At 63.3% G+C, this 16,174-nt stretch carries 18 protein-coding genes; 11 read left to right on the top strand and 7 right to left on the bottom strand.

All coding sequences use genetic code 11. The annotated features are described in order from the left end of the window. The first annotated feature begins 116 nt into the window (after nucleotides 1-116). The 3 genes from AC1D1N_RS14900 (at nucleotide 117) to murI (ending at nucleotide 2,596) form a co-directional block, all read left to right on the top strand. Nucleotides 117-965, top strand: coding sequence for an RNA methyltransferase (locus AC1D1N_RS14900; protein WP_477349342.1), 849 nt, complete (start codon nucleotides 117-119; stop codon nucleotides 963-965). Nucleotides 966-1,044: 79 nt separating this feature from the next. Further along, nucleotides 1,045-1,647, top strand: coding sequence for a DUF805 domain-containing protein (locus AC1D1N_RS14895; protein ID WP_436259720.1), 603 nt, complete (start codon nucleotides 1,045-1,047; stop codon nucleotides 1,645-1,647). A gap of 148 nt (nucleotides 1,648-1,795) precedes the next feature. Continuing rightward, on the top strand, nucleotides 1,796-2,596 hold the full coding sequence (murI, locus tag AC1D1N_RS14890) for a glutamate racemase (RefSeq protein WP_436259721.1): 801 nt from the start codon (nucleotides 1,796-1,798) through the stop codon (nucleotides 2,594-2,596). Here murI and AC1D1N_RS14885 read toward each other — a convergent pair. After that, a complete protein-coding gene (locus tag AC1D1N_RS14885) occupies nucleotides 2,593-3,975 on the bottom strand; it encodes an RNB domain-containing ribonuclease (protein WP_477349340.1) in 1,383 nt (460 codons plus the stop codon). The two genes, murI and AC1D1N_RS14885, sit on opposite strands and share 4 nt — an antisense overlap. 162 nt (nucleotides 3,976-4,137) lie before the next feature. Here AC1D1N_RS14885 and AC1D1N_RS14880 point away from each other — a divergent pair, with 162 nt between their 5' ends. Then, nucleotides 4,138-4,326 carry a DUF3008 family protein gene (locus AC1D1N_RS14880; protein WP_436259723.1) on the top strand — a complete coding sequence of 63 codons (189 nt, stop codon included), beginning with the start codon at nucleotides 4,138-4,140 and terminating at the stop codon, nucleotides 4,324-4,326. 77 nt (nucleotides 4,327-4,403) lie between these two features. Here AC1D1N_RS14880 and AC1D1N_RS14875 read toward each other — a convergent pair whose 3' ends face one another. After that, nucleotides 4,404-4,613, bottom strand: coding sequence for a hypothetical protein (locus AC1D1N_RS14875; RefSeq protein WP_112561428.1), 210 nt, complete (start codon nucleotides 4,611-4,613; stop codon nucleotides 4,404-4,406). Between the two features lie 381 nt (nucleotides 4,614-4,994). On the opposite strand from AC1D1N_RS14875, the gene rpsD reads away from it, so the two are divergent. The 3 genes from rpsD (at nucleotide 4,995) to AC1D1N_RS14860 (ending at nucleotide 7,474) form a co-directional block, all read left to right on the top strand. Then, a complete protein-coding gene (rpsD, locus tag AC1D1N_RS14870; RefSeq protein WP_027028657.1) occupies nucleotides 4,995-5,612 on the top strand; it encodes a 30S ribosomal protein S4 in 618 nt (205 codons plus the stop codon). Between the two features lie 151 nt (nucleotides 5,613-5,763). Continuing rightward, a complete protein-coding gene (gene ttcA, locus AC1D1N_RS14865; RefSeq protein WP_477349337.1) occupies nucleotides 5,764-6,657 on the top strand; it encodes a tRNA 2-thiocytidine(32) synthetase TtcA in 894 nt (297 codons plus the stop codon). Next, nucleotides 6,647-7,474, top strand: a complete 828-nt coding sequence (locus AC1D1N_RS14860; RefSeq protein WP_477349335.1) for an inositol monophosphatase family protein — start codon at nucleotides 6,647-6,649, stop codon at nucleotides 7,472-7,474. Before ttcA ends, AC1D1N_RS14860 begins: the two co-directional genes overlap by 11 nt. 55 nt (nucleotides 7,475-7,529) lie before the next feature. Here AC1D1N_RS14860 and AC1D1N_RS14855 read toward each other — a convergent pair whose 3' ends face one another. Both AC1D1N_RS14855 and grxD read right to left on the bottom strand, forming a co-directional pair. Further along, complete coding sequence (locus AC1D1N_RS14855) at nucleotides 7,530-8,798, bottom strand: multidrug effflux MFS transporter (protein ID WP_477349333.1); 1,269 nt, start codon at nucleotides 8,796-8,798, stop codon at nucleotides 7,530-7,532. 135 nt (nucleotides 8,799-8,933) lie between these two features. Beyond that, nucleotides 8,934-9,269 carry a Grx4 family monothiol glutaredoxin gene (gene grxD / locus AC1D1N_RS14850; RefSeq protein ID WP_112392325.1) on the bottom strand — a complete coding sequence of 112 codons (336 nt, stop codon included), beginning with the start codon at nucleotides 9,267-9,269 and terminating at the stop codon, nucleotides 8,934-8,936. 160 nt (nucleotides 9,270-9,429) lie between these two features. On the opposite strand from grxD, the gene AC1D1N_RS14845 reads away from it, so the two are divergent. From AC1D1N_RS14845 to AC1D1N_RS14835, 3 genes are all read left to right on the top strand, one after another. Further along, a complete protein-coding gene (locus tag AC1D1N_RS14845; protein ID WP_477349331.1) occupies nucleotides 9,430-10,239 on the top strand; it encodes a phosphodiester glycosidase family protein in 810 nt (269 codons plus the stop codon). A gap of 118 nt (nucleotides 10,240-10,357) precedes the next feature. After that, nucleotides 10,358-11,485 (top strand): multicopper oxidase domain-containing protein, encoded by a 1,128-nt coding sequence (locus AC1D1N_RS14840; protein WP_112561432.1) that lies wholly within the window; start codon nucleotides 10,358-10,360, stop codon nucleotides 11,483-11,485. Next, nucleotides 11,482-12,681, top strand: coding sequence for a ZIP family metal transporter (locus AC1D1N_RS14835; RefSeq protein WP_477349328.1), 1,200 nt, complete (start codon nucleotides 11,482-11,484; stop codon nucleotides 12,679-12,681). Before AC1D1N_RS14840 ends, AC1D1N_RS14835 begins: the two co-directional genes overlap by 4 nt. 19 nt (nucleotides 12,682-12,700) lie before the next feature. Here the strand turns inward: AC1D1N_RS14835 and AC1D1N_RS14830 are convergent, their stop codons facing one another. The 3 genes from AC1D1N_RS14830 to purL form a co-directional block, all read right to left on the bottom strand. After that, nucleotides 12,701-12,934 (bottom strand): BolA/IbaG family iron-sulfur metabolism protein, encoded by a 234-nt coding sequence (locus AC1D1N_RS14830; RefSeq protein ID WP_010909092.1) that lies wholly within the window; start codon nucleotides 12,932-12,934, stop codon nucleotides 12,701-12,703. A 111-nt stretch (nucleotides 12,935-13,045) separates the two neighbouring features. Continuing rightward, a complete protein-coding gene (locus AC1D1N_RS14825) occupies nucleotides 13,046-13,570 on the bottom strand; it encodes a hypothetical protein (protein ID WP_477349326.1) in 525 nt (174 codons plus the stop codon). After that, nucleotides 13,567-15,798: a phosphoribosylformylglycinamidine synthase subunit PurL gene (gene purL / locus AC1D1N_RS14820; RefSeq protein WP_477349324.1), complete on the bottom strand. Its 2,232-nt coding sequence runs from the start codon at nucleotides 15,796-15,798 to the stop codon at nucleotides 13,567-13,569. The genes AC1D1N_RS14825 and purL overlap by 4 nt, the downstream gene beginning before the upstream one ends. A 188-nt stretch (nucleotides 15,799-15,986) precedes the next feature. On the opposite strand from purL, the gene AC1D1N_RS14815 reads away from it, so the two are divergent. Next, nucleotides 15,987-16,151 (top strand): hypothetical protein, encoded by a 165-nt coding sequence (locus AC1D1N_RS14815; RefSeq protein ID WP_185970361.1) that lies wholly within the window; start codon nucleotides 15,987-15,989, stop codon nucleotides 16,149-16,151. The last annotated feature ends 23 nt before the right edge of the window (nucleotides 16,152-16,174 follow it).

The following is a 16,174-nucleotide window of genomic DNA, read 5'->3' as shown; positions in this document are numbered from 1 at the left end:
TCGGCGCTGAATGGGCCGTCCGCGCGGCGACCTGGTGTTTTTGCAAACGCTTCATTTTGGCGGGTGGATGTGGCAGGGAACGCTGAAAATGCCGCAAACAGCAGTTCATTGAGATCATGTCCGCCGCGCAACCTCCTGAAAACGTCTCCGCCGCCGGCCCGGCGATCATCCTCGTCGACCCGCAACTCGGCGAGAATATCGGCATGGTCGCGCGCGCCATGGCCAATTTCGGCCTGTCGGAACTCAGGCTCGTCAATCCGCGCGATGGCTGGCCAAGCGAGAAGGCGCGCGCTGCCGCCAGCCGCGCCGACCATGTCATTGATGCCGTCACCGTGTTTGGCGATTTGGCGTCCGCGGTGGCGGATCTCAATTTCGTCTTCGCCACCACGGCGCGTGAGCGCGACGGCTTCAAGCCGGTGCGCGGACCGGTCGAGGCGGGCAGGGCGCTGAGGGCTCGTCAGATAGCTGGCCAGCGCACCGGCATCCTGTTCGGCCGCGAGCGGTTCGGCCTCTACAATGATGAAGTCGGGCTCGCCGACGAGATCGTCACCTTTCCGGTCGATCCCGGCTTTTCGTCGCTGAACATCGCCCAGGCCGTGCTGTTGATGTCCTATGAGTGGATGAAGTCGGGCCTGGAGGATGAGACGACGACCAATTTCTCCAGCCCGGAAATGAAGCCGGCGAGCAAGCAAGAGTTGCACGGCCTGTTTGCCTATCTCGAAGGCGCGCTCGAAGCGCGCGGCTATTTCCGCCCGGCGCCGAAGAAGCCGAAGATGGTCGACAACCTGCGCGCTGTCCTGACGCGCGCCGGGTTTGCCGAGGCGGAACTGAAGGTGCTGCGCGGCATCATTTCGTCGCTGGACCGGTTTTCGCCGGCCATGCCGCGCGGCGACGGCTCGCCCGGAGACGATCCGAGACGGCTTCCGGCCGCCGCGCGAAACCGGAAGACAGACCAAGAAGGTTAAGGTCTGTAAGCTTCGAACGTCCGGCGTAACCGAATATTACCTGGTGCTGATCTATTGTTGTGAAAACGGTGGGTCGCTCATGTTCACCTCCAATATCGGCCGCATGCGCTTCTTCTTCTATTCCCTTGGGGTAGCTTTCCTCGAGGCCATGGCTGCTCTGGTGTGCATTGTCGGCACGATGGGCTTTGAGGGCTTCATCAACTCCGCGCCTGGTCCGTCGCGGCAAGGAATGGCCGGCGCGGTCCTCGTCGTTTCGCTGCTGGCTGTGGTTATGCGCGGCAACATCGCCTGGCGGCGCAGCCGCGACGCCAACGGGAAGGGCTGGATCCTGTGGTCCTACATCGTGTTCTGCGCCATCTACGCCTTCCTGCAGGCCGGCACGCTGCTTGTCATCGATTTCAACAATCCGGAAAGCACGCCCAGTGGTTTGAACCTGCTTGCGCTGTCGATCTTTGGCCTTTGGTGCACGATCCTGGTGGCGAAGCCGGTGGCCGGCAGCAATATCGATGAGCTGACATCGGTTTTCGATTTCGAGGGCGCTGTTCCGTCGGTCAGCGGCCGGATGACCAACAGCGCTGCGCCATCCACTGCGCGCGCCGCAGCACCGGCCACACGCTCGGTGCCATCCGTCCAACCGCTGGGTCGGCCAAGGCCCGCGGGCTTCGGCAAGCGTGGGCTGTAGAGCAATCGGAAAGCGGTCTTCACCGGCTTTGCGCAAAACTTGGGTGAATTCGCCACTTCAAGACCATGATCGTTGCAGATAGAACGGCATCGGCCACATCACCGGCCAGCCCTTCTGATCTCCAGCCCCTTTCCATGGTCCGACATCAATGAGCGATCGATCAAGCCACCGCCCGATCCTGATGTTCGATTCCGGCGTTGGCGGATTGACGGTGCTGCGCGAAGCCCGCGTGCTGATGCCCGACCGGCGCTTCGTCTATGTCGCCGATGACAAGGCCTTTCCTTATGGCGCCTGGGAAGAGCCGACGCTGCAGGCTCACATACTCGATCTCTTCGCCAAGCTGCTCGACCGTTTTCAGCCGGCGATTTCGGTCATCGCCTGCAACACCGCCTCGACGCTGGTGATCGACGCGCTGCGCGAAACATTCCCCGGCCATCCCTTTGTCGGCACCGTGCCGGCAATCAAGCCGGCAGCCGAGCGCACCCGCTCCGGGCTGGTCTCGGTGCTGGCGACGCCGGGCACGGTGAAGCGCCAGTACACGCGCGACCTGATCGGCAAATGGGCGCAGAAATGCCATGTCCGCCTGGTCGGCAGCAACAATCTGGCCGGACTGGCCGAGGCCTACATGCGCGAGGGCTTTGTCGACGAAGAGGCCGTGCGCGCCGAGATCACACCGTGCTTCGTCCAGCATGACGATTTGCGCACCGATATCGTCGTGCTCGCCTGCACGCACTACCCGTTCCTGGCCAACCGCATGCGCAAGACAGCACCCTGGCCGGTCGACTGGATAGACCCGGCCGAGGCGATTGCCCGCCGCGCTCTGTCGCTGCTTCCGGCAGTCGACGGGCCGTTGCCGCAAAGCGAGCCCGACATCGCTGTCTTTACCTCGGGAAAGCCGGATTTCGCCATCAGCCGGCTGATGCAGGGCTTTGGGTTGAGCGCGCGCTAGGCTGGTTCGAAGACAATAAGGCGTTGATCCGGATCGGCCGAAACAAGCCTTAGCGTCAGGCTGTCGCCTTGGCCAAACCCGGATGCCTTCACATTCGCAACGACAGGCATGTTCGAGAGCTGTACGCGCATACGCTGGTCGGCGACGTCGGTGACGACGGCCTTGAACATTTCGCCCTGGCGTCCCTTCAGCATCACCGCCTCGGCAAGGTCGATGGCCGCGTGGTTGATCTGCGAGGCGCGGGCATCCGCGCGCCCCATCACTTTCGGCAGTCTGGCAAACGCCTCGGTGACGGCGCGGGGCACCGGCTGGCCGTTGGCGATTGCCAGCGCGCAGCGCACGACGTAGCGGTCTGCAAGCCGCCTCAGCGGCGCGGTGGCGTGGGCATAGGTCGCAGCCATGGCCTCGTGCCACGGCACAACGCCTTCCTCATAGGGTTGGTAGGACGCACCGGAACCGGCACGGCGGATTTCCAGCATCAGCGCTGCCTGTTGCTTGTTGCCCGGATCGAGGGTTCGCTGATAGTCGCTTAAACTAGTCGAAGCCGGCCAGGGGAGGCCGAGAGCCAGTGCCGCGTTGCGCAGTCTTTGCACCTTGGACGCATCCGGCGGCGCCATCACCCGAAACAGTCCGGTCCGGTGTGCCAGCATGGCGTCGGCAATCGCCATGTTGGCGGCGAGCGAAAGCGCGGCGTTGTTTTGCTCGGATCGCAGCAGCGGCCTGAACGAAAGCTGGAATGTGCCGTCGGCAAGCTGCTCGACTTCCTGCTCGGGCGGGTCGACGCGGGAAGCGCCACGACGCTCTTCGTTTGCCGCCATGCGCCGCGCAATTTCGGCGAAGCCGGCCGGAACGTCGGAGGCTCGCACGCTGTCGTAAGCGAGCTTGGCGCGGCTCTGGACGATGGCCCGCTCCGCGCCATCCAGTCTTACCGCGCCGTCCGCGGCGATCCGAATCGTGAAGACAACTGCCGGACGCGGTCCGCTGGGCAGCAAGCTCGCGGCCCCCTCGGCAAGCACCTGGGGATAGAGCCCGGCCTTGCCGTCTGGCAAGTACAGGGTCTCGCCCCGCGCCCAGGCTTCGAGATCCACCGCGTCTCCGTCCTCGACGACCCAGGCTACGTCGGCAATGGCATAGTGCAGCAGGAGGTCGCTGCCGCTCGCCTCGATCGAAAAAGCCTGATCGAGATCGGTGGAAGTCGCCGGATCGAGTGTCACGAAAGGCATCGCCGTTCGGTCGGCATGCTGGCTGGGCACCCGTCTGGCCGCCCTCTGTGCCAGGGCCATCACGTTGGGCGGAAACCCGTCCGGCACATGGAATTCGGTTCGGATTTTCGCGAGGCCGGTGGAGAGGGCTTGCGAGGGATCGGTCAATGATTTCATGGCGCTGTCCTACACTGGCGTTCCGGACACGGGAATGCCGATTTGCCGGCAGGCGGGCCGGCCATGGGGAGACACGAGCGCGGACCGGGAGTTGGCCGCCAGAGCTGGAACTCTCGCCGAAGCGCAACGTTTCTTCTTCTGGCAGCAAAAGGAGGAACCGATATGCCTGCAAAATCACAAGCCCAGCAAAAGGCCGCCGGCGCCGCGCTTTCGGCCAAACGCGGCGAAACCAAGAAAGGCGAACTCATAGGCGCTGCACGCGAAATGTATGAATCGATGAACGAAAAGCAGCTTGAGGAATTCGCCGAGACCAAGCGCAAGGGGCTGCCCGAGAAGAAATCGGCGGACTGAGGCCCGGATACTGTGCCGTCAAAAACAAAAGCCCGCGGCCCAGACCGCGGGCCCTTCACTTCAGGCCGAAGCCGAAACTACCAGCGCCACCAGCAGCGCTTCACCTTGTAGCGGATGACCTTCTTGTGGCCGTGCCGCCAGACGACCTTCTTCTTCACCACGATGCGGCAGACCTGATGGTGCCTGTGACCGTGCCAATGCCTGGCCATCGCCGGCTCGGGGACGGCAATCGACATCGATCCTGCCAGGACGGCTGCACTTACCAACGAAAGGAAGAATTTTTTCATACGACTTTTGGCTCCTCTAGCTCCAGTCCCTTCCTAATGCCGTTGGCAACGACACCGCCACATCCGGCACCGCACTTAACACCAGAAAAGCTATAGGGGTGCCGCAGCCGGCGCCAGCCGCGAGCTTGACACCGGTTAAATCTCCGTTTAACGAGCCCACCAACACCGGGCCGCAATGCCCGGTGGTTTCTTTTGCATGGCAAGCCCCGGGAAATCAGGTTTATCGTTTCCTTGGTCTTGTCTAGACTGACGTGTCCCGTGGGCTTTCCATCGCATTGCGTGGAAGACCCTGTCAGGTCTCGAAAACGGAGGCCAGAGGAGGGCGCGTTTCCTTCATCCGGACCATGAGGTTCCGGGTGGTTTGTTTTGAAAGGGAATGCGATGAGCAAGCGCGAATCCGCGAAGTACAAGATCGACCGCCGTCTCGGCGAAAACATCTGGGGCCGCCCGAAGTCCCCGGTCAACAAGCGTGAATACGGCCCCGGCCAGCACGGCCAGCGCCGCAAGGGCAAGCTTTCCGACTTCGGCCTGCAACTGCGCGCCAAGCAGAAGCTGAAGGGTCACTATGGCGACGTTTCGGAAAAGCAGTTCCGCAAGGTCTACGAAGAGGCCGACCGCCGCAAGGGCGACACCTCGGAGAACCTGATCGGCCTGCTCGAGTCGCGTCTGGACGCGGTCGTCTACCGCTCCAAGTTCGTGCCGACCATTTTCGCCGCCCGCCAGTTCGTCAATCACGGCCACGTCAACGTCAACGGCAAGCGCGTCAACATCGGCTCGTACCGCTGCAAGCCGGGCGACGTCATCGAAGTGCGCGAAAAGTCGAAGCAGTTGGTCATCGTTCTGGAATCGGTCGGTCTCGCCGAACGCGACGTCCCGGACTACATCGAAGCCGATCACAACAAGATGGTCGCGACCTTCTCGCGCATCCCCGGCCTGGCGGACGTTCCGTTCGCCGTGCAGATGGAACCGAACCTGGTCGTCGAATTCTATTCGCGCTGATCGGCCTCTTTGCCGCAGATATCGAAGGCCGCCTTTCGAGGCGGCCTTTTTCTTTGGGCGTCGCGCTTTGCGAAGCATCGACCAAAAACCGATTTCGATTTTCGAGCCAATGCGCTAATCCGGGCGCAACAGGGATTTGGGCCGACGCGCCATGAACATGTTACTAAACGCCGATCTGCTTGAACCGGTTGCCGATGCCGAAGGCGGCTTCCATCCGCTGTTCGCCGACGTGCCGTCTTCGGTCGAGTTCAACAAGCTGCGCAAGCGGCTGCTGCGGCTGACCCGCCAGGCGATCGAGGATTTCGCCATGGTCAGGCCAGGCGACCGCTGGCTGGTGGCGCTCTCCGGCGGCAAGGATTCCTACGGACTGCTCGCCGTGCTGCTCGATCTCAAATGGCGCGGGCTTTTGCCGGTTGAGCTGCTCGCCTGCAATCTCGACCAGGGCCAGCCGAATTTCCCGAAACACATCTTGCCGGATTATCTCGACGCGCACGGCATTTCCCATCGCATCGAGTACCAGGACACCTATTCGGTGGTCACCGACAAGCTGCCGCAGGGCAGCACCTATTGTTCGCTGTGCTCGCGGCTGCGGCGCGGCCATCTCTACCGCATCGCGCGCGAGGAGGGTTGTTCGGCGCTGGTGCTCGGCCACCATCGCGAGGACATTCTTGAAACCTTCTTCATGAACCTGTTCCATGGCGGCCGCCTTGCGGCCATGCCGGCAAAGCTGCTCAACGACGACGGCGACGTCATGGTGCTGAGGCCGCTGAGCTACTGCGCCGAGATAGATCTGGAAAAATTCGCCGCCGCGATGAAATTCCCGATCATTCCCTGCGATCTCTGCGGCAGCCAGGAAGGCCTGCAGCGCAACGCCATGAAGGCGATGCTGGACGATCTGGAAAAGCGCATGCCCGGCCGCAAGGACACGATGCTGCGCGCGCTGTCCAACACCAGGCCGTCGCATCTGCTCGACCGCAAACTGTTCGATTTCACAGCCCTCAACGGCAGCCTTACCGCAGGACAAGACATTTCCGATGACATTTGACGACCGTGCGATCGACTGGCTGGCCGAGCTTCTCGCCGATGCAGCCAGGGCCGAGATCATGCCGCGCTTTCGCCGGCTGGGCGAGGGCGACGTCCGCCAGAAGACTTCGGCCGCCGACCTGGTGACCGAGGCCGACGTCAATGCCGAACAGCTGATCACGGCAAGGCTGCGCGAGCGCTACCCCCAGGCGATGATCGTTGGCGAGGAGGCTTGTTCCGACAATCCGGCGCTGCTCCAGGGGCTGGGCGATGCCGATCTGGCCTTTGTCATCGACCCGGTTGACGGCACCTTCAACTTCGCCTCCGGCGTGCCGCTGTTCGGCGTCATGCTGAGCGTCGTGGTCAAGGGCGAGACCGTGGCCGGCATCATCCACGATCCCGTAGGCAAGGACTGGCTGATCGGCGTCAAGGGCGCTGGAGCCCACATACGTCACGCGCATGGCGCGTTGGAGAAGGTGCACGTCGCGGATGCCGTGCCCGTCTCGCAGATGACCGGTTCGGTTTCCTGGCAATATCTGGCCGAGCCGCAACGCTCGCTTCTGGCGCGCAACCAGACCAAGACGCTGTCGCAGTTCGGCTATCGCTGCGCGGCGCATGAATACCGGCTGCTGGCCAGCGGCCACGCCCATTTCGTCGTCTACAACAAGCTGATGCCGTGGGACCATCTGGCCGGCGTGCTGATCCATGCCGAGGCCGGCGGCCACAGCGCGCGCATCGACGGCAGCGCCTATCTGCCATCTCATATCGACGGCGGGATCCTCGCCGCACCGGACAAGGAAAGCTGGCGGGAATTGCGCCGCGAACTATGGGCCGAGTAGGCTCAGTTCCTGCTCTGGCGTTTAAGTCGCCAGGCTTCCGGCCTCCAGATCAAAATCAATGCAGGTCGGTGACGTGCCCTGAAATGGGCGGGTTGTGTGGCTGAAACATCTTGCCGCGCTCGGCAATCAGGATCATCAGTAACGCCGCGACCGAGACGCTGCAAAAGCCGGCGGCCAGCGGCGTCACCGTCCCATTGAAAGCTTGACCGATCAGCGCGCCGATGATGGCGCCGAGAAAGGTCTGCATGAAGCCCAGAATGGATGCGGCCGTGCCGGCGAGCTGGCCAAGCGGCTCCATGGCCAGCGCGTTGAAATTGGCGCCAAGCCCGCCGAAAGGCAGCATCGCTGAGGCAAAGAAAGTGATGAACAGCCAGAGTGGCATGTTCATCTCGAGCGAAACCACCAGCCACGCAAGGCTGATGCAGAGAAAGAGAAGCAGTGCGCCCTGCGACAGGCGGCGCATGCCAACCCGGCCGACCAGCCGCGAGTTGAGGTAGTTCGAGAAGGCGAGCACACCCGCAACGCCGGCAAAGATCACCGGAAACAACTCGCCGACATGGAAGATGTCGATATAGATCTGCTGCGCGGAGATGATGAAGCCGAACATCGCGGCGAAGATGAAGGTGCTGGCAAAGGCGTAGCAGAGCGTGAGGCGGTTGGTGAGCACGATGCGGAACCCACCGACGACGGAAGAGACCGTCAACGGCCGTCTATATTCCGGACGCAGTGTTTCCGGCAGCCGCAGCAGCGACCACGCCGATACGATCAGCGCTCCGACCGCCATGGTGATGAAGATCCAGTGCCAGCTTGCAAACAGCATGATGAACTGGCCGATGCCCGGAGCAATCACCGGGATGGCCATGAACACCATGAAGATCAGCGACATAACCTCGGCCATGCGCCGGCCGTCGAACGTGTCGCGCACGATCGACACCGCGATGACGCGCGTGGCCGCCGCTCCGATGCCTTGCACCAGCCGGCACAGCAGCAGGATGGCGAATGACGGGGCGATGGCAGCGGCCGCCGCCGCCACGACATAGATCGCCAGCCCGACGACCAGCGGCGCGCGGCGTCCGAACCGGTCCGAAATCGGCCCGAAGAAAAGCTGCCCGCCGCCGAAGCCGAGCATGTAGGCGGTGATGACATATTGGCGGTGGTTTTCATTTTCGACGCCAAGCGTGGCGCCGATTTGTTGCAGCGCCGGCAGCATGATGTCGATGGCCAGCGAGTTCAGCGCCATCAGCGCCGCGCACAGCGCGATGAATTCCCAGCGCGGAATAGGCAATTTGCTTGCCTGTTGCGGCGCGTCTGACTGCTGGTCCACGGCGGGTCCGATCTTCAAAACGAATATGCGCCGGCATGCCGGCGCATCGGTTCGCCCTCACCCACCTAAGGGGAGGTAACAATTTGCCGGGGTGGGGCTACTCGGCCTCAAACCAGAATCAGGCGGTGGCCCAAATCAGGCTGTCGCTTTGACGCTGACGCCCTTATCGACGAGGAACGTCTGCAACTCGCCCGCCTGGAACATTTCGCGGATGATGTCGCAGCCGCCGACGAATTCGCCCTTGACGTAGAGCTGTGGGATCGTCGGCCAGTTCGAGTATTCCTTGATGCCCTGGCGCAGTTCGGCTGAGGTCAGCACGTCGACGCCCTTGTAGTCGGCGCCGATGTAATCGAGGATCTGCACCACCTGGCCGGAAAACCCGCACTGCGGAAAACCGGGCGTGCCCTTCATGAAAAGGACGACGTCGTTGCCCTTCACTTCGCTGTCGATGTAGTCGTTGATGCCGCTCATGGAATATCCTTTCACGCCTGTGGGAGTCAGGCTCGAAGCATAGCCATCAAATAAACCCATAGATGGGCCGAAACAAGATGTTTGCGCCGCTGCCGCGGAAATGGCGCAAAGGATCGCCTGTCTTGTGCCAAGCATCCGAGCCGATTGCAGCCTCCGGGACATGATGAAAAAACGACATGGCGCCGCCTTTCTGATCGCCATCCTGCTGGCGGCGCTAGCCGTTATCTGGTGGCCAAGAAGCCCGGAGCCGCCGCCTCTGGTCATTGGCGGTGAACTGCCCGCACCCTGCCGGAATGTTGCCTTCGAGGCCGTGACCTATGTCGTCTGCGAGATCGATCTTCGCGCCGACAGCATCGGTGTTTTCCATGCCGGAACGGACGGCAAGCCCTTCGGCTCGCTGGAGGCCTTTGACAAGGCAATGGCCGGCGAGGGCAGGCCGGTGCTGCTCGCCATGAATGGCGGCATGTATCATGAGAATCTGTCGCCGGTCGGCCTCTTGATCGAGAACGGCAACGAAAAGTCGCCGCTCAACAGTGCCGACGGCGAAGGCAATTTCTTCCTGAAGCCGAACGGCGTCTTTCTGGTTGGCAAGGACGGCAAGGCCGCTGTCATGGAAAGCAGCGCCTATGCCGCGGCGAAACCCGATGTCGCCTTCGCCACGCAGTCAGGCCCGATGCTGGTGATCGACGGTCAGATTCACCCGCGCTTCGAGCCGAACGGCACCTCGCGCTACATCAGGAACGGCGTCGGCGTGCGCGATGAATACACCGTCGTGCTGGCGATCTCACGTTCGGAGGTGAGTTTCGGCAGCTTCGCCCGGTTGTTCCGCGACGCGCTTGGCTGCCGCAACGCGTTGTTCCTCGACGGCGCGGTCTCGGCGCTGTCGGACGGCGAGAGGATGATCGTCGGCGGGAAATATCCGGCGGGGCCGATTATCTCGGTCTCGGCGAAGAAGCCTGCAACCGAGTAGCTTCCCAAAGAAGACCTTCGCCTACCTGTTCGTCATCGATCGGCCGCTCTCCGGAATATAGCTATAGCTAAATCTTGAAGCATACGCTATTCTCGCTGGCATATGGAGGGATGCAGGCATGAGCGAGACAAAATCCTTGCTGGAGCGAAAGCTCGATCGAAGACTGCTTCTGGCCGGTGGCCTTATGGCTGCCGGCGGCACTGCGGTCGCGGCAAGTGCCGCTCGCGGGCAGACAAGCCACGCCGGCCACGAGATGCCTCAGGCAGCCGCTGAAGCGCCGCCAGCGCATCTGTCGGCCCATGGCGCGATGATCACGGTCGGCGAGGTCGACGACGCGCGCAACGGCTTCGATCCATCCAAACTGCTCACCGATTGGGACACCGGGACGGTGTCGACGCTGCCGGACGGGCGGACGCTTCGCACTTTCGAGGTCACGGCCGAGGACAAGGAGATCGAGATCGCGCCCGGCATCATGTTTCCAGCATGGACCTACAATGGCCGCGTGCCGGGACCGACCTTACGCGCGACCGAAGGCGAGCGCCTGAAGATCGTCTTCCGCAACCAGGGCTCGCACCCGCATTCGATGCATTTTCACGGCATTCATGCCGCGCGCATGGATGGCGTCCCCGGCGCCGGCCTGATCGGGCCGGGCGAGGAGTTCGTCTACGAGTTCGATGCCAGGCCGTTCGGCTGTCATCTCTACCACTGCCACGCGCTGCCGCTGAAGCGGCACATCCAGAAGGGCATGTACGGCGCCTTCGTGATCGATCCCGATCCGGCCCGGCATCCGGAGCACGAGGCGGTCGCCCGCTCGCGCCTGCTCGGCACGCCCGAGAATGCCGGCTGGCAGGAATTCGTCATGGTCATGAATGCCTTCGACACCAACTTCGACAACGAGAACGAGGTCTACGCCGTCAACACGGTCGCCCACGCCTATGCGAAAAAGCCGATCCGGGTGCTGAAGGACACGCCCGTCCGCATCTATCTCGTCAACGTCGTCGAGTTCGATCCGATCAATTCCTTCCACCTGCATGCCAATTTCTTCGACTACTACAATCAGGGCACGACGCTCACCCCCACGCTCAAGACCGTCGACCTGATCACCCAGTGCCAGGCTGAGCGCGGCATCCTCGAATTCCATTTCCGGGAGCACGAACCGGGCCTCTACATGTTCCATCCCCACCAGTCGGAATTCACCGAACTCGGTTGGTCCGGCATGTTCGACGTCGTGGAGGCCGTGTCGTGACCGATCTGAGCCAGCCTTCCGCCGAAACACGCGCCAACCGCTCAAGCTGGGCCTATCTGGCCTGGATCGCCTTGCCGCTCGCCGTGCTCGGGCTGGCGATCGTCTGGCTGGTCTCCTCGGACCCGCTGTCGAGCTTCCGCAACGGTGCGCCGCCGGTTGAGAACCTCACCTTCGAGCGGACGATCCTGGGGGCCGACGGCATCCGGGTTCTCGTCCGGGCCGGCGGGTCGGAACCGATGACCGTCGCGCAGGTCCAGGTCGACGATGCCTACTGGCAGTTCACGCAGGATCCGCCGGGTCCGATCGCGCGCGGCGCCACGGCGTGGATCAGTCTGCCGTATCCCTGGGTGCTGGGGGAGGCGCATGCGATCAACGTCGTGACCAGCACCGGCACGACGTTCGGGCACGAGGTCGCCGTCGCCGTGCCGACGCCGACGCGCGATTCGCTGAGCTTCGTCGCGCAGGCGGTGCTTGGCGCCTTCGTCGGCATCCTGCCGGTGGCGATCGGCCTCATGTTCTACCCAGCGCTTCGTGGCGTGGGGCAGGCCGGCATGGACTTTCTGCTGTCGCTGACCGTCGGCCTGCTCGCCTTCCTGTTCGTCGATGCGCTGGAGGACGCGTTCGAACTGGCCGGCGAGGCAGCCGCCCTGTTCCAGGGATCGACAATGATCGTGCTTGCCGCCGCCGCCAGTTTTCTGCTGCTGATGGCGGCGGGCCGGCGGAGCGGGACACCAACCGGTCTGGCTCTCGCCACCTTCATCGCGCTCGGCATCGGCCTGCACAATCTGGGCGAAGGGCTGGCTATCGGCGCCGCCTTCGCTTCGGGTGCGGCGGGGCTGGGCACCTTCCTCGTGCTCGGCTTCACATTGCACAACATCACCGAGGGCATAGGCATTGCCGCCCCGATCCTGAAGCAGCGCCCGCCATTGCGGACCTTCGCCGCGCTGACGCTGCTCGCGGGCGGGCCAGCGGTCGTCGGCCTATGGATCGGCAGCCTCGCTTATGCCCCGCAATGGTCGGCGCTGGCGTTGGCGGTCGGCGCGGGAGCAATCCTGCAAGTGATCGTCGAACTCGTGTCGATGCAGATGCGTCAGCGGGCCGACGGCACACGCGCAGTGTTCGCGCCGGGTGCGATGGCCGGATTGGCGACCGGTGTTGGCTTCATGTACCTCACGGCGATGCTGGTGAAGATCTGAGCCGCGCCGGCCGGGAAGTTCAGTCCGGCACGCTGGTCTGCAGCGCCAGCGCGTGCAGCACGCCGCCCATATTGCCCTTCAGCGCGTCATAGACCATCTGGTGCTGCTGGACGCGACTCTTTCCCCGGAAGCTCTCGGCCACCACCTCGGCCGCATAGTGGTCGCCATCGCCGGCGAGGTCGCGGATCGTCACCTTGGCGTCCGGAATGCCGTCCTTGATCAGTTTTTCGATGTCGTGGGCATCCATTGCCATGGCAAAATCCTGTTCTGGGCGGCGGCTAGGCAGCTTGTACGATGTGACTCGGGCGTAAGCCTAAAGCCTTTCCGGCTCGGATTGAAGCCGTCCTGTCCATCAACGCAGGACCTACGGTCCATCCTGCCGCGGGTGGACCACACCATCCTCGGTGATGTCGTCGCGGGTCGAGAACCCCCGGCCAAGGCTGAAGGTCAGGACATAGAGCGGAATGTTGATCACCAGGCTGACGAGGGGGAGATAGCTGGTCATCTGCCACAATGGCGAGAAGAACGGCTGACCGTAGCCGTCGCAGGCCAGCGACGAGCCATATTCCCACAGCGCCCCTATGACCACTGCAACAATAAAAAGCTTGATGCAGGTGACGACATGTCTTGCTCGCGCCGGATCCGGTAAAAGCCGGATCCAAAGCACCAGGCAGATGATCGGAACCGCATAAAAGAGGTTCTGCAGGACCAGCATCGGAAGCGCGCCGTTGGCCGCCTCAAGGAACTGCTCGCGCCTTTCCAGCAGCGGACAGACCTCGCTTGAGGTCGTCGACAGCAGGAAAAAGACGAACGGGCCGAGGAACCAGAAGAAGAACAGCGACGGCCAGAAGGCGACAGCGATCAGCGTCCGGGCAGCCAGTCTGCTCAACTGGCCTTATCCATGAAGCGCGGGAACCAGCCTTCATGGGCGGCGGTCAATTCGCTGACCGGGATCGCCCTGGCATCGCCGAGTTTCAGCTCGCGCCCGCCGGTCGAGCCGATCCATGGCGCAAAAATGCCGAGCTTGCTCTGCTCCTCGCGGATGGCGTCCCATTCCTTGCTCTGCGGATCGACCGACAGCGTCAGGAGGTAGCGGCCCTGGTCCTCTCCGAACCAGACCGGGATCGGATCGGTGCCCGCAAGGCCGGGAATTGTAGCGCCGATGCCGGATGCCATCGCCATTTCGGCCAGCGCCACGGCAAGGCCGCCATCGGAAAGGTCATGCGCGGCAGTCACCACGCCCGACGCGATCAGGGCGCGCACATGGTCGCCGACGCGCTTCTCATGCGCGAGGTCGACCGGCGGCGGCGGGCCGTCGGTACGGCCATGAACGTCTCTGAAATAGGCGGACTGGCCGAGATGGCTGCCCCATGTCGCCGGCGCGCCGACCAGCAGGATCATCTGGCCCTCGGCGGCAAAGCCGATGCGCGTCATCTTCGACCAGTCGGCGATCAGCCCGACGCCGCCTATGGTCGGCGTCGGCAGGATGCCCTGGCCGTTGGTCTCGTTGTAGAGCGAGACATTGCCGGACACGATCGGGAAGCCGAGCGCGCGGCAGGCATCGCCAATGCCTTTCACCGCGCCGACCAACTGGCCCATGATCTCCGGCCGCTCCGGATTGCCGAAATTGAGGTTGTCGGTCGCCGCCAGCGGCAGCGCGCCGGTTGCGGTCAGATTGCGCCAGCATTCGGCCACCGCCTGCTTACCACCCTCATAGGGGTCGGCCTCGCAATAGCGCGGCGTCACGTCGGAGGAGAAGGCGAGCGCCTTGGTCGGATGGCCTTCGACGCGCACCACGCCGGCGTCGCCGCCCGGCAGTTGCAGTGAATTGCCCTGGATCAACGTGTCATACTGCTCCCACACCCAGCGCCGCGATGACAAATCCGGTCCGCCGAGCAGCTTCAGCAGCGCGTCGGCGACATCGGCCTTCGGCGCATCGCCGGCCGCCAATGCCGCCGGCTTCTTCGGCTCGACCCACGGGCGGTCATATTCCGGCGCCTTGTCGCCAAGGTCCTTGATCGGCAGATTGGCGACCTCGTCGCCCTGATGGATGACGCGAAAACGCAGATCGTCGGTGGTCTTGCCGACGATGGCGAAGTCGAGGCCCCATTTGTGGAAGATCGCTTCGGCTTCCTTTTCCTTCTCGGGGCGCAGCACCATCAGCATGCGCTCCTGGCTTTCCGACAGCATCATCTCATAGGCGCTCATGCGCTCCTCGCGCACCGGCACCTGGTCGAGCTGAAGTTCGATGCCGAGGTCGCCCTTGGCGCCCATCTCGACCGCCGAGCAGGTGAGGCCGGCCGCACCCATGTCCTGGATGGCGATGACGGCACCCGATGCCATCAGCTCCAGGCAGGCCTCGAGCAGGCATTTTTCGGTGAAGGGATCGCCGACCTGCACGGTCGGGCGCTTCTCGTCGATCTTGTCGTCGAACTCGGCCGAGGCCATGGTGGCGCCGCCGACGCCGTCGCGGCCGGTCTTGGCGCCGAGATAGACGACCGGCAGGCCGACGCCCTTGGCTTCCGACAGGAAGATCGCATCGGTCTTGGCAAGGCCGGCGGCAAAAGCGTTGACCAGGATGTTGCCGTTGTAGCGAGCGTCGAAATTGACCTCGCCGCCAACCGTCGGGACGCCGAAGGCATTGCCGTAGCCGCCGACGCCGGAAACCACGCCGGAGACCAGATGTCGCGTCTTGGGATGGTCCGGCGCGCCAAAGCGCAGTGCGTTCATCGCCGCGATCGGCCGCGCGCCCATGGTGAAGACGTCGCGCAGAATGCCGCCGACGCCGGTCGCCGCGCCCTGATAAGGTTCGATGTAGGAGGGGTGGTTGTGGCTTTCCATCTTGAAGACGACGCAATCGCCGTCGCCGATATCGACTACGCCGGCATTCTCGCCCGGACCCTGGATGACCTGCGGCCCGGTGGTGGGCAGCGTTCGCAGCCATTTCTTCGAGGATTTATAGGAGCAGTGTTCGTTCCACATCGCCGAGAAGATGCCGAGTTCGGTAAAGCTCGGCTCGCGGCCGACCAGATCGAGGATGCGCTGGTATTCGTCGGGCTTCAGCCCGTGCGCGGCAATGAGTTCCGGAGTGATCGGCACGGAATTGGAAATGGTCATGGGCAGCGATTGGTATCCATGGGAGAGGGGGATTTCTGAGTCCCCTCTTATCGCAAGCTTTGGCGTGATACACCCCCATCCGCTGACGAAAAACGCCGGAAAGCCACAAGGCGAGGGGCAGCGGAGCCCGTCGGGGAACGCTATGGCATGTCGGCCGTTAGGTCTCCAATCAATCAGGAGATCTGGATATGGCCACCAAGCAAGGCAAGAAAGACAATCGCCTCTCGGACAAGGAAGCTATGCATCTTGCCGAGATCACCGACGTTTCGCCGCAACAAGCCAAGGACCTTGCCGAGAAGCACGGCAAGGAAAAGGGCGCGAAGGAAGCCAAAAACTTCAAGGCAGAGGGCTGACCGAGGCCAGGGCCGCGAGCACC

This window comes from Mesorhizobium sp. P2_B5 (assembly GCF_056404775.1).
The sequence above is the reverse complement of the archived record's forward strand: the minus strand, read 5'-3'. Positions and strand labels throughout refer to the sequence as shown.